At 67.1% G+C, this 14,615-nt stretch carries 11 protein-coding genes; 2 read left to right on the forward strand and 9 right to left on the reverse strand.

Annotated features, from left to right (window positions below):
- Positions 1–3: 3 nt before the first annotated feature.
- The 7 genes from ABD923_RS00790 to xdhA are packed head-to-tail and all read right to left on the reverse strand — an operon-like array spanning position 4 to position 8,852.
- A complete protein-coding gene (locus ABD923_RS00790; RefSeq protein ID WP_259547227.1) occupies positions 4–735 on the reverse strand; it encodes a sulfotransferase family protein in 732 nt (243 codons plus the stop codon).
- An 8-nt stretch (positions 736–743) separates the two neighbouring features.
- Positions 744–1,667, reverse strand: a complete 924-nt coding sequence (locus ABD923_RS00795) for an ABC transporter permease (protein WP_259547226.1) — start codon at positions 1,665–1,667, stop codon at positions 744–746.
- The gene (locus tag ABD923_RS00800) at positions 1,664–2,752 is read right to left on the reverse strand and encodes an ABC transporter permease (protein ID WP_259547224.1); all 1,089 of its coding nucleotides are present in this window, start codon (positions 2,750–2,752) and stop codon (positions 1,664–1,666) included. Before ABD923_RS00800 ends, ABD923_RS00795 begins: the two co-directional genes overlap by 4 nt.
- On the reverse strand, positions 2,749–4,269 hold the full coding sequence (locus tag ABD923_RS00805) for an ABC transporter ATP-binding protein (protein WP_259547223.1): 1,521 nt from the start codon (positions 4,267–4,269) through the stop codon (positions 2,749–2,751). The genes ABD923_RS00800 and ABD923_RS00805 overlap by 4 nt, the downstream gene beginning before the upstream one ends.
- Positions 4,270–4,282: 13 nt before the next feature.
- Positions 4,283–5,050, reverse strand: coding sequence for a xanthine dehydrogenase accessory protein XdhC (xdhC, locus tag ABD923_RS00810; protein ID WP_259547222.1), 768 nt, complete (start codon positions 5,048–5,050; stop codon positions 4,283–4,285).
- Positions 5,047–7,485 carry a xanthine dehydrogenase molybdopterin binding subunit gene (gene xdhB, locus ABD923_RS00815; protein ID WP_259547221.1) on the reverse strand — a complete coding sequence of 813 codons (2,439 nt, stop codon included), beginning with the start codon at positions 7,483–7,485 and terminating at the stop codon, positions 5,047–5,049. Before xdhB ends, xdhC begins: the two co-directional genes overlap by 4 nt.
- Positions 7,482–8,852 (reverse strand): xanthine dehydrogenase small subunit, encoded by a 1,371-nt coding sequence (xdhA, locus tag ABD923_RS00820; RefSeq protein ID WP_259547220.1) that lies wholly within the window; start codon positions 8,850–8,852, stop codon positions 7,482–7,484. The genes xdhB and xdhA overlap by 4 nt, the downstream gene beginning before the upstream one ends.
- Before the next feature lie 224 nt (positions 8,853–9,076).
- On the opposite strand from xdhA, the gene ABD923_RS00825 reads away from it, so the two are divergent.
- Both ABD923_RS00825 and dnaE read left to right on the forward strand, forming a co-directional pair.
- Positions 9,077–9,880: a DUF6544 family protein gene (locus ABD923_RS00825; RefSeq protein WP_259547219.1), complete on the forward strand. Its 804-nt coding sequence runs from the start codon at positions 9,077–9,079 to the stop codon at positions 9,878–9,880.
- A gap of 89 nt (positions 9,881–9,969) precedes the next feature.
- A complete protein-coding gene (dnaE, locus tag ABD923_RS00830; RefSeq protein WP_259547218.1) occupies positions 9,970–13,500 on the forward strand; it encodes a DNA polymerase III subunit alpha in 3,531 nt (1,176 codons plus the stop codon).
- Positions 13,501–13,510: 10 nt separating this feature from the next.
- On the opposite strand, the gene ABD923_RS00835 is transcribed toward dnaE, so the two are convergent.
- Entirely contained in the window at positions 13,511–14,119 is a 609-nt protein-coding gene (locus ABD923_RS00835) for a hypothetical protein (protein WP_259547216.1), read from the reverse strand.
- A 55-nt stretch (positions 14,120–14,174) separates the two neighbouring features.
- Complete coding sequence (locus ABD923_RS00840) at positions 14,175–14,606, reverse strand: hypothetical protein (protein ID WP_222189238.1); 432 nt, start codon at positions 14,604–14,606, stop codon at positions 14,175–14,177.
- Positions 14,607–14,615: the final 9 nt, after the last annotated feature.

Genomic DNA, 14,615 nt, shown 5'->3' on the forward strand with positions numbered 1-14,615 from the left:
AGGTCAAGTTTTCAACTCCAGCCGGTCGATCGCATCCTCGACGCGGTAATGGTCTTGCAGCAGAACGTAGTCGCCTTCGGTAATCTGGCACAATCGGTCAATCTGTGCCCGGGTCAGCCGCGCATCGCTTGCCGGGGGGCGCGAACTGTTCGCGGTCGGCATCGTCACCGGCGTGCCGAACCGGTCACTGATCAGCCGTTCGAGCGGGGCGATGGCGTCGATCCGATGGATCGAGTCGAAGAACCCGAGACTGGGGCCGAGGTGCCAGGCGAAGGGGGTGGTGTGGATGAAGATGTTGGGGCTCACCTCGCGATAGCTGTCGATATGGTCGATCAGCGTTCCGAGATCGGGTGCCGCGGGCAACCCCAGTTTCTGGAACGCGGCCCGTTCGGGATGGGCCTTGCCGTGAACCCGGTTCGCGATCTTGCCCCGCCACGCCGACACAAAGCGCCCGATCGGGTCGCGCACAACCGCGAACTTGTGAAAGCCCTCCGCGCCCTCGGGGTCGGGGTCGAACGGGTGCGTCCGCAGGAAGGGTACCTTGTGCACATTTGTCCAGGCCGACATCGGGGCCTGACCGCGAAAGCGCTGGCGCAAACGCTTGAGCAGTTTGTTGGGCCTTGGAACGAAGGGCGTGCCGGTTTCGATCCGGTAGAACAACTCCTTGATCGAGGTGCTGCCGACCTTCGTCACGTCGTAATAGACCAAACGCGTTTTCGGAGAGACGATCGCCATCTGCGCGGTCAACTGCTTGCGTGAAAGACGCGCCCCAGGGCTGCGGGCGCGTTGAGCGCCGCACGCGAGCGGTCCGACGAGATGAGGACGAGGACGATGATCGTCACGAGGTAGGGCGAGGCATCCAGCAGCGCCACGGGCACGCCGATCTCGGCCGCTTGCAGGCGCAGTTGCAGGGCCGCGATGCCGCCGAACAGGTAGGCGCCGAACAGCACGCGCCACGGTTTCCAGCTGGCAAAGACGACCAGCGCCAGCGCGATCCAGCCCGCGCCCGCCGTCATCCCCTCGATCCAGTTCTGCACGCGGACGACCGACAGGAACGCCCCGCCAAGGCCCGCGCAGGCGCCACCGAACAGGATGGCGAGGATGCGGATGCGCACGACCTTGTAGCCGAGCGCGTGCGCCGCCTCGTGGCTTTCACCCACCGCGCGCAGGATCAGGCCGGTGCGGGTGAAGGCCAGCACGTACCAGACGGCGGCGACCAGCAGGACGGAGAGGTAGGTGACAAGCGAATGGCCGAACAGGATCGGGCCCACGACCGGGATCTCGGCCAGTGCAGCCGGGAACGGATCGGTCACAACCGGCGGGGTCTGGCCGGGATAGCCCACGCCCAGAAGCGCCGATAGGCCGAGGCCGAACAGCGTCAGCGCCAGGCCCGTCGCCACCTGGTTCGACAGCAACAGTTGCGTCAGAACGGCGAAGATCAGCGACAGGGCCATGCCCCCGCCCATCCCGGCAAGGAAGGCCAGGGTGGGCGACCCGGTCTCGACCGCCGTGACGAAGCCCACGACCGCCCCGGTGATCATCATCCCCTCGACGCCGAGGTTCAGGACACCCGATTTCTCGACCACCAACTCGCCGATCGCGGCCAGCAGGACGGGGGTGGAGACGGTGATCAACGCCACGGTCAGGGCGACGAGGTCGATACTCATGCCGCGGCCCTCCCCGTGCCGAACCGGATGCGGAAATTCGACAAGACGTCGAGCGCGAGCAGGAAGAACAGGAGCATCCCCTGGAAGGCCTGGATCGCCGGGGCGGGCACGCCCAGCATCAGCTGCGCCAGTTCTCCGCCGATATAGGTCAGCGCCATCAGCAGGCCCGCCAACAGGATGCCCACGGGATGCAGGCGGCCCAGGAAGGCCACGATGATCGCGGTGAACCCGTAGCCCGAATTGAAGTCGATGCTGATCTGCCCCGCGGGGCCGGACACTTCGAACAGGCCCGCCATTCCGGCCAGCGCACCCGAGACGCCGAGGCACAAAAGCACAAGCCGCGTCGGCTCCACCCCGGCGAAGCGCGCGGCGCGCGGGGCTTGGCCCGCCAGCTTGATCTGGTAGCCCAGCACGTGACGGTTCAGCAGCACGTAAGCCGCGATCACGGCGATGAAGGCCGCGACAACGCCCCAGTGCATCCCGGTTCCCGCGATCAGCTCGGGATTGTCTGTGCCGGGATGACGGGCGAGGTTCCGGCTGCCGGGAAAGCCCCGCGCCTCGGGGTTGCGCAGCCAGTTCGTCGCGGCCGAGGCAAGGATGGCCTCTGCGACGTAGACCAGCAAAAGCGACACGAGGATTTCATTGGTGCGAAACCGCGTTTTCAGGATGCCGGGGATCATCGCCCAGGCCCACCCGCCAAGCGCGCCCACGATCACCATGCCGGGAAAGATCAGGATGTTCTCGGACGGGTAAAGCGCAAGGCCGAAGGCCGCACCGCAGATCGCGCCGATGATATATTGCCCCTCGGCCCCGATGTTCCAGATGCCCGCGCGGAACCCCAGCGACAGGCCGATGGCGATCAGGATCAGCGGCCCTGCCTTCACCAGAAGTTGCGGGCGCGAGTAGCTGGCGAATTGCGGGTGGAACAACGGGTCCCAGAAGATCACGCGGATCGCCTCGACCGGGTCCTGACCGAGCGCGGCAAACATCAGCCCGCCCGCGATCATGGTCAGGACCACCGCGATGACCGGCGTCGACAGAGACCAGAAGCGCGAGGGCATGGGGCGTTTTTCAAGGCGGATCATTGGGCGGCCTCCACCTCGTGCATGTCATGGGCGCCGCCCAGCATCAGGCCGATCTCTTCCATCGACAGGCCACGCGCCGGGCGCGGGGCCGACAGCCGCCCTTCGTTCAACGCGCAGAACCGGTCCGAGATCTCCAGCAACTCGTCGAGGTCCTGGCTGATGACGATCACCGCAGCACCATTCTGCGCCAGGTCCAGCAGCGCCTGCCGGATCGCGGCGGCGGCGCTGGCGTCCACACCCCAGGTGGGCTGGTTCACCACCAGCACGTCGGGGTCCTGCAGGATCTCGCGTCCGATGACGTATTTCTGAAGGTTGCCGCCCGACAGCGCGCGCGCGGCCACGTTGGGGCCAGGGGTGCGCACGTCGAACCGCGCGATGATCTCCTCGGCAAAGCCCTTGGCCTTGCCCCAGCCGACGAAGCCGTTTTGGTCCAGCCCCTTGCGCACCCGCCCCGTCAGAACGGCGTTTTCCGTCAGGCTCATGTCCGGGGCGGCGGCGTGGCCCAGCCGTTCCTCGGGGGCGCAAAGCAGCCCCAGCTTGCGCCGCGCCTCGGGGGCGGTGTCGCCGATGGGCGCGCCCTTGAACTCGATCGCACCCGGCGCGCTGCGGCGCTCGCCCGACAGCGCGGCCAGCAATTCGTCCTGCCCGTTGCCCGCGACACCGCCAATGCCCAGCACCTCGCCCGCGCGCACCTCCAGCCCGACATGGCGCAGCGGCGTGCCGAAGGGGCTGGCGGGTTCCATCGACAGACCCGCCACGGTCAGCAAAACCTCGCCCGGCTCGGCCTCGTCGCGTGCGGGCTGGCTCAGCGACTTGCCCACCATCATCTCGGCCATCTGGGCCGCCGACACCTCGCGCGGGGTGCATTCGCCCACCACCTTGCCCAGTCGCAGGATCGTGGCGGCATCGCAAAGCGTGCGGATCTCTTCCAGCTTGTGGCTGATATAAAGGATCGCCGTCCCCTCGGCCGACAGCTTGCGCAGGGTGTGAAACAGGATTTCCACCTCCTGCGGCGTCAGCACGCTGGTCGGCTCGTCCATGATCAGGAGTTTCGGGTCCTGCAACAGGCAGCGGATGATCTCGACCCGCTGACGTTCGCCCGCGCTCAGGTCGCCCACCAGCCGCGCGGGGTCGAGGGGCAGGCCATAGGTCCGGCTGACATCATGGATGCGCTGCGCCAGATCGCGCGGCTTGGGCGGGTTTTCCATGCCAAGGGCGATGTTCTCGGCGACGCTCAGCGCCTCGAACAGGCTGAAATGCTGGAACACCATCGCCACGCCCGAGGCGCGGGCGGCGCGCGGTTCGCTCGGCGTGTACTCCGCCCCGTTCAGCACCATCGTTCCGGCATCGGGCCGCACCAGGCCGTAGATCATCTTGACCAACGTGGATTTTCCCGCGCCGTTCTCGCCCAGAAGCGCATGCACCTCGCCCGGTTGAATCGCAAAGGACACGTCGTCATTCGCGACGACGCCGGGATAGGCCTTGGTCAGCCCCTTGATCTCAAGGAGTGCGCTCAAAGGTGGCGTCCCTTCATGTCCCCTGATGTCCCCCGTCCGGCAGTTCTGCCGAATCCTTGTGCATTTGCCCTTTCAGTAGCCTTGCAGCGACCCCAACGGCAATGGCTTGGGGGTGTTTCCCAAGGCTCGGGTCGCCAATCGGGCAGGTAATGCGCGAAATTTCAGCACCTTCGTGCCCCAGCGCGGCAAGCCGCGAGCGAAAGCGCGCCCATTTGGTGGCCGACCCGATCAACCCGCAACTTGCGAACCCGTGGGTCAGCGCGGCATGGCACAGCGCAAGGTCGATTTCGTGGCTGTAGGTCAGGATCAGGTGATGCGCGCCGGTCGGGGCATGCGCCATCGCCCGCGGCGGCTCGGCGGCGATCAGGCGCGTGACGCCGTCGGGCAGGTCATCGGGAAAGCGGTCGGGCGCGGTGTCGATCCAGGTGAGGCTGAAACCGGGCAGGGGGGCGAGCGTCGTGACGATGGCGCGCCCTACATGCCCCGCGCCCCAGACCCAGAGCGGCGTGCCTTGGGGCCGCGCGATCCCCTCGGCCGCCTCGAAGCGCAGCGTCACCGCCCCGCCGCAGCATTGCCCCAGCGCGGGGCCAAGCGCGATGGTGCGCTCTGCCTGCACCTCGCCCGCCGCGATCATGCGCCGGGCAGTCTCCATCGCCTCCCATTCCAGCGCACCGCCGCCGATGGTGCCAAGGGTCCGGTCCGCGAAGACCAGCATCGCCGCCCCCGCCTCGCGCGGGGCGGACCCGCGCGTGCCCGTCACCGTGACGCGGATGCCGCTCACGCCGTGCCCTTGGCCCGCTTGACGGCGGCCAGAACGGCCTCGGGCGTGGCGGGGGCTTGCAGGTCGGGGAAGTTCGGGCCGCAGGCGGCACAGGCGTTGCCCAGGGCCGAAAACACGCTGATCCCCAGCATGAAGGGCGGCTCGCCCACGGCCTTCGAGCGATAGATCGTGTCCTCGCGGTTCTCATCCTGCCAGAGCGCGACGTTGAAAACCCCGGGCCGGTCGGAACAGGCGGGGATCTTGTAGGTCGAGGGCGCGTGGGTACGCAGCCGCCCCGCGTCATCCCACACCAGTTCCTCCATCGTCAGCCAGCCTGCGCCCTGCACGAAGCCGCCTTCGATCTGCCCGATATCCAGCGCCGGGTTCAGCGAGGCGCCTGCGTCATGCAGGATATCGGTGCGCAGCACCCGGTTCTCGCCCGTCAGCGTGTCGATCACCACCTCGGAACAGGCGACGCCATAGGCGAAATAGAAGAACGGCCGCCCCTGTCCCTTGATCCGGTCCCACGCGATCTTGGGAGTCTTGTAGAACCCCGTCGCCGACAGGCTGACGCGCGCCATGTAGGTGCGCTTCACCGCCTCGTCGAACGGCATCGAGGCCCCGCCCGCGATCACCTGCCCGTCTTCGAACACCACGCTGGCCGGGTCGGCTTGCAACTCTTCCGCCACCACACTGGCGATGCGCCCCCGGATCTCGTCGCAGGCGGCCTTGACCGCCATGCCGTTCAAATCGCTGCCGGAACTGGCCGCCGTGGCGGAGGTGTTGGGCACCTTGCCCGTATCGGTCGCGGTGATCTTGACCCGGTCGATCCCCACGCCGAACCGGTCGGCGCCGACCTGCGCCACCTTCTGGAACAGGCCTTGGCCCATCTCGGTCCCGCCGTGGTTCATGTGGATCGAGCCGTCCTGGTAGACATGCACCAGCGCGCCCGCCTGGTTCAGATGGGTCAGCGTGAAGGAGATGCCGAATTTCACCGGCGTCATCGCGATCCCGCGCTTGAGCACCGGGTTCCCGGCGTTCCACGCGGCGACCCGGGCGCGGCGCCCCTCGTAATCGCACGCCTCGGCCAGCGCCTCGGTCATCGGGTGCAGGATGAAATCCTCGACCTCCATCCCATAAGGCGTGGTATTGCCAAACTCGCTGCTGGGCACCGGCGAATGCGCCCCGCCAAAGCGCTTGGCATGCCCCGCGCCGGTCTCGACCTTGACCGAGCCGCGCCCGGCCAGATCGGCGGTCTCCAGCCGCCCGCCGGGCGTCGCAACGACGGCCTCGCCGTCCTCTGCACTGCCCTTGGCCGGCGCATAGTAATTCAGGCGGCGCAGCTCCAACGGGTCCATCCCGAGGCTGTGGGCGATATGGTCCATCACCCGCTCAATGCCCACCATCCCCTGCGGCCCGCCGAACCCCCGAAACGCCGTGGCGCTTTGCGTGTTGGTCTTCAGCCGGTGCGAGGTGATCCGCGCCGCCAGCAACAGGTAAGCGTTATCGGCATGGAGCATCGCGCGGTCGGCCACCGGCAGCGACAGGTCCATGGCCCAGCCGCAGCGGATATACTGGGTAAAGTCGATCCCCGTGATCTTCCCCTCGGCATCCACCCCCGCGCGATAGTCGATCCGCGCATCATGCCGCTTGCCGGTCACGACGAAATCGTCGTCGCGGTCATAGCGCATCTTGGCGGGCCGCCCGGTGCGCGCGGCCACCAGCGCGCAGGCGATGGCGAGGTGATTCCCCTGGCTTTCCTTGCCGCCAAAGCCGCCGCCCATGCGCCGCACCTCGACCCTCACGCCATGCATCGGCACCCCCAACGCATCCGCCACCTTGTGCTGGATTTCCGTCGGGTGTTGCGAGGAAGAGTGCACGATCATGTCGCCCCCTTCCTGCGGCAGGGCGAGGGCGGATTGCCCTTCGAGGTAGAAATGCTCCTGCCCGCCCATCTCGATCCGGCCTTCGATGACATGAACGGCGCGGGCGAGTGCGGCTTCGACATCGCCCTTGGCATAGACGCGCGACCCGTCCTCGAACCGGCTGTCGGCGGCCATGGCCGCGTCGATGGTCAGGATGGGGGCCTCTTCCGCGATTTCGACACGCGCCTTCGCCGCCGCCTTGCGCGCCAGCAGGTGAGAGCTCGCCGCGACAAGGAAGATCGGTTGCCCCGCGTAATGGATCGTGCCGTCGGACAGCAGCGGTTCGTCATGGTTGGACGGGCTGCAATCGGGGTTGGGGCTCAGGTCCTCGGCAGACAGGACCGCGACCACCCCTTCGGCGCTCCGCACCGCGTCGAGGTTCAGCGCCGTGATCCGCCCCTTCGCCACGGTGGACAGGCCAAAGGCCAGGTGCAGGCAATCGGCAGGCGTCGGGATGTCATCGACATAGCGCGCCGCGCCCGTCACATGCAGGCGGGCGGCGTCGTGGGGCAGGGGCTTGTGCACGCTCATGGCCGCACCTCCAGCGCCGAGGTGGGCACGCCCGCGCTGTCGTGGAAGGTCCGCCACAGCATGTTCTGCGCCGTCTCCAGCCGGTAGGCGGCCGAGGCGCGCATGTCGCTCATCGGGGTGTAATCCTGCGCGAAGGCGGGCAGCGCGGCGGCGATCGTCGCCTCGGTCCAGGGTCGGCCGGTCAGTGCGGCCTCCACATGGCTGGCGCGTTTCGGCGTCCCCGCCATGCCGCCGAAGGCGATGCGGGCCGAGGTCACCGTGCCCCCTTCGACCGCGATGTTGAACGCACCGCAGACGGCCGAGATATCCTGATCGAACCGTTTCGAAAGCTTGTAGACCCGCAGCGTGTCGGGCTGGACCGGGATGCTGACCGCTTCGACGAATTCCCCCGGCGCGCGGTCCTGCTTGCCGTAATCGATAAAGAACTCTTCCAGCGGCAGGCTACGCCGTGCCGCGCCTTTGCGCAGGTGCAGCGTCGCCCCCAGCGCGATCAGCGCCGGCGGGCTGTCCCCGATGGGCGAGCCATTGGCGATGTTGCCCCCCACCGTCGCCGCATTGCGGACCTGGACCGAGCCGTATCGGCGGATCATTTCGGCCAGGGACGGATGCCGGTCGGCGATGAACGCTCCGAACTCGGCCACATTGGTCATTGCCCCGACGCGGATTGTTTCGCCGTTGGCAACAATCCCCTTCAGGTCGGCGCATTGGTTCAGGAATGCGACGGGCGACAGGTCGCGTAGCCCCTTGGTCACCCACAGCCCCACATCGGTCGCCCCGGCAATCAGCGTGGCGTCGGGGTTGGCCGCGTACCACTCGGCCAGGTCGTCCGAGGTCCGGGGAATGAAGGGCGTTTCCGGCGCGGGCGCATCCGGCAGCGCGGCCAGGTCTTCGTGCAGCCAAGCGGGCACCGGCGCGCCCTCGGTGGCCTCGGCGGCGCGGATGATCGGCGCATAGCCCGTGCAGCGGCACAGGTTCCCCGCCAGCTGATCGTCATGATCCGTCCGCCCGTTCAGATGCGCGGTCGCCATCGAGACGACGAAACCCGGCGTGCAGAACCCGCATTGCGACCCGTGATGCGCGATCATCGCCTGTTGCACCGGGTGCAGGTCGCCATCGGGCCCCGAGAGCCCTTCGACCGTGCGCACGGCCTTGCCGTCCAGTTGCGGCAGAAACAGGATACAGGCGTTCAGCGCGCGCGCCCCGTCCGCATCCGTCACCATCACCGTGCAGGCGCCGCAATCGCCCTCGTTGCAGCCCTCCTTCGTGCCGGTCAGGTGCCGCTCTTCGCGCAGCCAATCCAGAAGCGTCACCGTGGGGGCGGCCTCGACCACCTGTGCCTCGCCGTTCAGCAGAAAGCGGATCGCCATGGATGTCTTCCGCCGCGCTACCCTGATGGGGTGGTTGTCCGGCCCTCGATGCGGCGTAGAGGGCGGCCCCGTCCGTGCGTTTACCAGATGGTAGAAAACCGGGGCGGGGCGGGCAATGCAAGCCTTGCGTCGGTTCGGTTGCCCTTCTGACGTGCGATTGCGCGCGAAATGGGCAATCATGGTCTCAGGTGTTCGCGCAATCCAGCGGGGTGGACTGACTCGTCATGTGGGGTCTGGGGGCGGTTCTGATCGGTCTGGCGCTGGGCGTCGGGCTCCAGCAATGGCAGGCCCGTCGCTTCGCCGGCGATGCCAAGGCGCTGGGCGAGCGTGTGCTGCGCGGGCGCACGGTCGGGCGCGGCGACCCGCCCGCCATCCTGCGCATGCGCGCCGAGGGGAACGGGGCAGGCGGCACCTGGCGCGCCGCCCGCCTGACGCAGGAGGCCGAGATGCGGCTCGGTCCCGACAAGCCCTGGGCCGCGATCACGGCCGAGCAGGTGATCGGACTCGGGCAGCCGGGCTTTGTCTGGCAAGCCAAACAGGGCCGTGGCCCCGTTCCGAAGATCGTGGTGGTGGATGCCTATGCAGGCGGGCGCGGGCGGTTGCGGGCCGCCCTGTTGGGCGCGGTCACCGTGGCCGATGCCTCCGGCCCTGAAATGGACCGGGCCGAGGCGATGCGCTACCTCGCCGAACTGCCCTGGGCGCCCGACGCGGTCCTCGGCAATCCCGATATCCGCTGGCGCGACGGGCCGGATGGCAGCATCGAGGCCGGGCTGGCCGTGGGCGGGTCCGTCGCCTGGGTCCGCTTCCACCTCGATGCGGTGGGCGACATCGTGGCGGTCGAGGCCGACCGCCCCGAGCGCACGCAGGACGGCACCGTGATCCTGCGGCCCTGGCGCGGAGAGTTCCGCGAGTATGGCGAGATCGGCGGTCGGCGCATGCCGCTCTCGGCCGAGGTGGGCTATATCTATGACGATGGCTACCACGCCTATTGGCGCGGGCGCATCACCGGCTACGAAATGGTCCGGTGACGCGACCCCTCGGGGTTATCCACAGCCTCGCCACCAGATGATGTGGTTTGGCGGTTCCCTCGCGGGCGGGCTTTGGATAGCTTGATCGCATGGCCGATCCCCGATTCATTCATCTCCGATTGCACACCGAGTATTCGCTGCTGGAAGGCGCGATGCGGGTCAAGAAACTGCCCGGCATGGTCGCGGATGCCGGCATGCCCGCCGTCGCGGTGACCGACACGAACAACATGTTCTGCGCGCTGGAGTTTTCCGAAACGGCGGCCAAGGCCGGGGTGCAGCCCATCATCGGCTGCCAGTTGGACGTGGACTATGCGCCTGTTCAGCCCGGTGAACGTCCCAATCCGCCCGCCACCATCGTCCTGCTGGCCCAGAACGAGGCCGGCTACAAGAACCTGATGAAGCTGAACTCCGCGCTCTACCTGCGCGGCGATGGCAGCTTTCCGCATGTGACGCTGGAGGAACTGGCACAGCATGGCGAGGGGCTGATCTGCCTCTCCGGCGGGCCCGAGGGGCCGGTGGGTCAATTCCTGCGGGTCGGCAACACGGGGCGGGCGCGGGCGCTGTTGGAACGGATGGCCTCGATCTATCCCGACCGGCTCTACGTCGAATTGCAGCGCCACCCGGGCGAGGGCGGCCTGCCCGAGACCGAGGCGCAGACCGAGCGCGGCCATGTCGAACTGGCCTACGAGTTGAACCTGCCGCTGGTCGCCACGAACGACGTCTATTTCCCCAAGGCCGAGATGTACGAGGCGCATGACGCGCTGATCTGCATCGCCGAAGGCGCCTATATCGACCAGTCCGAGCCGCGCCGCCGCCTGACCCCGCAGCACCATTTCAAGACGCCCGAGGAGATGGCCGCGCTCTTCGCCGACCTCCCCGAGGCGCTGGAAAACACCGTCGAGATCGCGCGGCGCTGCGCGTTTCGCGCCCGCACCCATCCGCCGATCCTGCCGCGCTTCGCCGATGACGAGGTCGAGGAATTGCGCCGCCAGGCGCATGAAGGCCTGCACGCCCGCCTTGCTGTCATTCCCCACGCGGATACCGTCGAGGCCTATGAAAAACGGCTCGAATTCGAGCTGGGCATCATCGAGGGGATGGGCTTCCCCGGCTACTTCCTGATCGTGGCCGATTTCATCAAATGGGCCAAGGATCACGATATCCCCGTCGGGCCGGGGCGCGGCTCGGGGGCGGGCAGCCTCGTCGCCTATGCGCTGACGATCACCGACCTCGACCCCCTGCGCTACAGCCTGCTCTTCGAACGCTTCCTGAACCCCGAACGCGTGTCGATGCCCGACTTCGACATCGACTTCTGCATGGACCGCCGCGAAGAGGTCATCCGCTACGTGCAGGAGAAATACGGTCGCGACCGGGTGGGCCAGATCATCACCTTCGGCGCGCTTCTGTCCAAGGCCGCCGTGCGCGACGTGGGCCGCGTGTTGCAAATGCCCTTCGGCCAGGTCGACCGCCTGTCCAAGATGATCCCGGTCGAAGGGGTGAAGCCCGTCTCGATCGCGCAGGCCATCAAGGACGAGCCGCGTTTCATCGAGGAAATGCGCGAGACCGAGCAGGACAAGCGCGATGGCCGCGTGAACCCCACGCGCCGCCTGATGGATTACGCCGAGAAGATCGAGGGCCTGCTGCGCAACGCTTCGACCCACGCGGCCGGCGTCGTGATCGGCGACCGCCCGCTGGACGAGCTTGTGCCGCTCTACCGCGATCCGCGCTCCGACATGCCGGCCACGCAGTTCAACATGAAATGGGTCGAACCTGCGGGCCTTGTGAAATTCGACTTCCTCGGTCTCAAGACCCTGACCGTGGTGCAGAACGCCATCGACCTGATCCACGCCTCGGGGCGGCAGTTGCACGAGGCGCCGGACGGCAGCACCATCTACCAGCCGCCCGAAGGCGCCGAGAACCAGATCAACGCCATCCCGCTGGATGACCCCGCCACCTACGCCCTTTACGCCAGCGCCAAGACGGTCGCCGTGTTCCAGGTGGAAAGCTCGGGCATGATGGATGCGCTGCGGCGCATGAAGCCCACCTGTATCGAGGATATCGTCGCGCTCGTGGCGCTCTACCGCCCCGGCCCGATGGAGAACATCCCGAAATACTGCGAGGTGAAGAACGGCATTTCCGATCGCGACCGCCTGCATCCGCTGATCGACCATATCCTCGACGAGACGCAGGGCATCATCGTCTACCAGGAACAGGTGATGCAGATCGCGCAGGAAATGGCGGGCTACAGCCTCGGCGGCGCCGACCTGCTGCGCCGCGCCATGGGCAAGAAGATCAAGGAGGCGATGGACGCCGAACGCCCCAAGTTCCTCGAAGGCTCCGCCAAGAACGGGGTGGACGAGGCCAAGGCGCTCGAAGTCTGGAACCTGCTCGAGAAATTCGCCAATTACGGCTTCAACAAGTCCCACGCCGCCGCCTATGCCGTGGTCAGCTACCAGACCGCGTGGCTCAAGGCGAACCACCCGGTCGAGTTCATGGCCGCCGTCATGAATTGCGATATCCACCTCACCGACAAGCTGGGCATCTACAAGCAGGAGGTCGACCGCCTCGGCATCGAAACCGTGCCGCCCTGCGTCAACCGCTCGGCCGCGACCTTCACGGTGAAGGACGGCAAGATCCTCTACGCGCTCGGCGCGCTGAAGAACGTCGGCGTCGAGGCGATGCGCATGATCGTCGAGGCGCGCCAGACCGAGCGCGGCGAGAAACCCTTTGCCACGCTATTCGATTTCGCCCGCCGCGTTGATCTCAAGCGCGTCGGCAAACGCTCGCTGGAAATGCTTGCCCGTGCCGGGGCCTTCGACGATCTCGACCGCAACCGCGCGCGCGTCTTCGCCGCGCTCGATGCGCTGACGGCCTATTCCGCCGCAATCCACGAGCAGAAGGCCAGCAATCAGGTCAGCCTGTTCGGCGAAGCGGGCGAGGACCTGCCCGAACCGCGCCTGCCCGATCCGACCGACTGGCTCCCGAACGAGAGGCTCGCCAACGAACACCAGGCCGTTGGCTTCTACTTCTCCGGCCACCCGCTGGACGATTACCTGCCCGCCCTGAAACGGCGCGGGGTGCTGACCCTGGCCGAGGTCGAACAGCGCGTGCAGGGCGGCGCCTTCGTCACCAAGATGGCAGGCGCCGTCTCGGTCCGGCAGGAACGCAAAAGCCAGCGCGGCAACCGCTTCGCCTTCGTCTCGCTGTCGGACCCCACAGGCCTGTACGAGGTCACCGTCTTCTCCGACGTGCTCGAGGCCAGCCGCCATCATCTCGAAACCGGCTCGAACGTCATCCTGCAGGTCAAGGCGGAACTCGAAAGCGACCAGCTGAAACTCCTCGCCGCCGCCGTGCAGCCCGTCGATGACGGGATCGCCGCCGAAGCGGGCGGCCTGCGCGTCTTCATCGAGGACCCGCGCGGCGTCGAAACCGTCTCGACCCTTCTCGAACGTGCCCGGGACGAGGCGATGCGCTCGGCCAAGGGGCCGATCCACATGTGCCTGCTGCACCCCGACCTGCCGGGCGAGGTCGAGGTTCTGCTTGGCGACGACTTCCCCGTCTTTCCCCAGATCAAGGGCGCCCTGCGCAGCCTCGAAGGGGTGGTGACGGTCGAAGAGGTTTAAACGGCGTCTTTCACCGGGTCAGGTTCGGAGCCAAACCTGCCTGCCATTCAAAGAAACGCAGGACATTGCGCGGCTGGTTTCTGGCACTGAACGCACGTTGCACCGCGTTCGGCGTCGCACAGGAGAAAAGCTCACTGCCATTGGTCCCTACCACCGATACACAGATGCCCGGGTAGCTACTGTCAATCTCGCCGCTGTAGAGCTGCCAGTATCCGATGGATACCGTGTTGCCGGTCAAATTGCAGACCTGAACCACACTTGAGCCGCCATCCCACGCGTATTGACGAATGGCGACAATGGGTCCGAACCCGGACGGTGCATTCACGCGCGCCCAGCCGACGGCACTCCCGGCGGAACACCTGGGCGATGCGTCGGCCGGGGTCACAGCCACGAAGGCGGCAATTCCAAAAGCAAGAATGGAAAGAAAAAAACGGTGCATTTCGATCTCCAGCAGTAAAAAGAACGCACGTTCCTTCTTTACCCTGCACGAATAGTTGATCGAATAAAGCAAATTCTTGCCCTGACGGCGCAGGCCATCGGCCTGAACCGCGTGCAAACACCGTTCGAGTTCTCCACGACAGCGGCTGGATCTGCGGGCGCGGAAACCTGTCCGCACCATGGGCTGTTCTCAGCCCGCCCGCCCTATCGCTCAAGGCGATGATCGTGTGACGGCCTCACTCGGTGATGTTCGCCATCACCTCCGCCTGCCAGTCCTCGAAGCGCAGGATCGACTCCTCGGTGCCGGGCGTCGCGGCATAGGCGGCCGCGACCACCTCGGGCGTCGCGCAAGAGAACATCTCGGCCCCGTCCTCCCCGGTCAGGCGGATGCAGATGCCGCCATGGGCCTCGCTGATCTCGCCCGAGAACAGGTACCAGAATTCCGCGAAATCGCCGGTGCTCGACAGAAGGTTGCACACCTCGACGATCCCGTCCGCGCCATCCCAGGCGAATTGCGTGGCGATCTCGACCGGGGCCATCTCGGGCAAGGTCAGATGCGCCTCGGCGACGTATTCCCCGGCGGAACAGACCGGTTGCGCCGCGGCGGGAAGGGCGAGGGCTGCCAGGACAGGCAGGGCGAGGGCGGGGGAGAAGACGGACTTTTTCATGGGGCCGAG

Origin of the sequence: [Roseibacterium] beibuensis (assembly GCF_039542305.1) — a bacterium.
GTDB classification, from domain to species: Bacteria; Pseudomonadota; Alphaproteobacteria; order Rhodobacterales; family Rhodobacteraceae; genus Roseibacterium; species Roseibacterium beibuensis.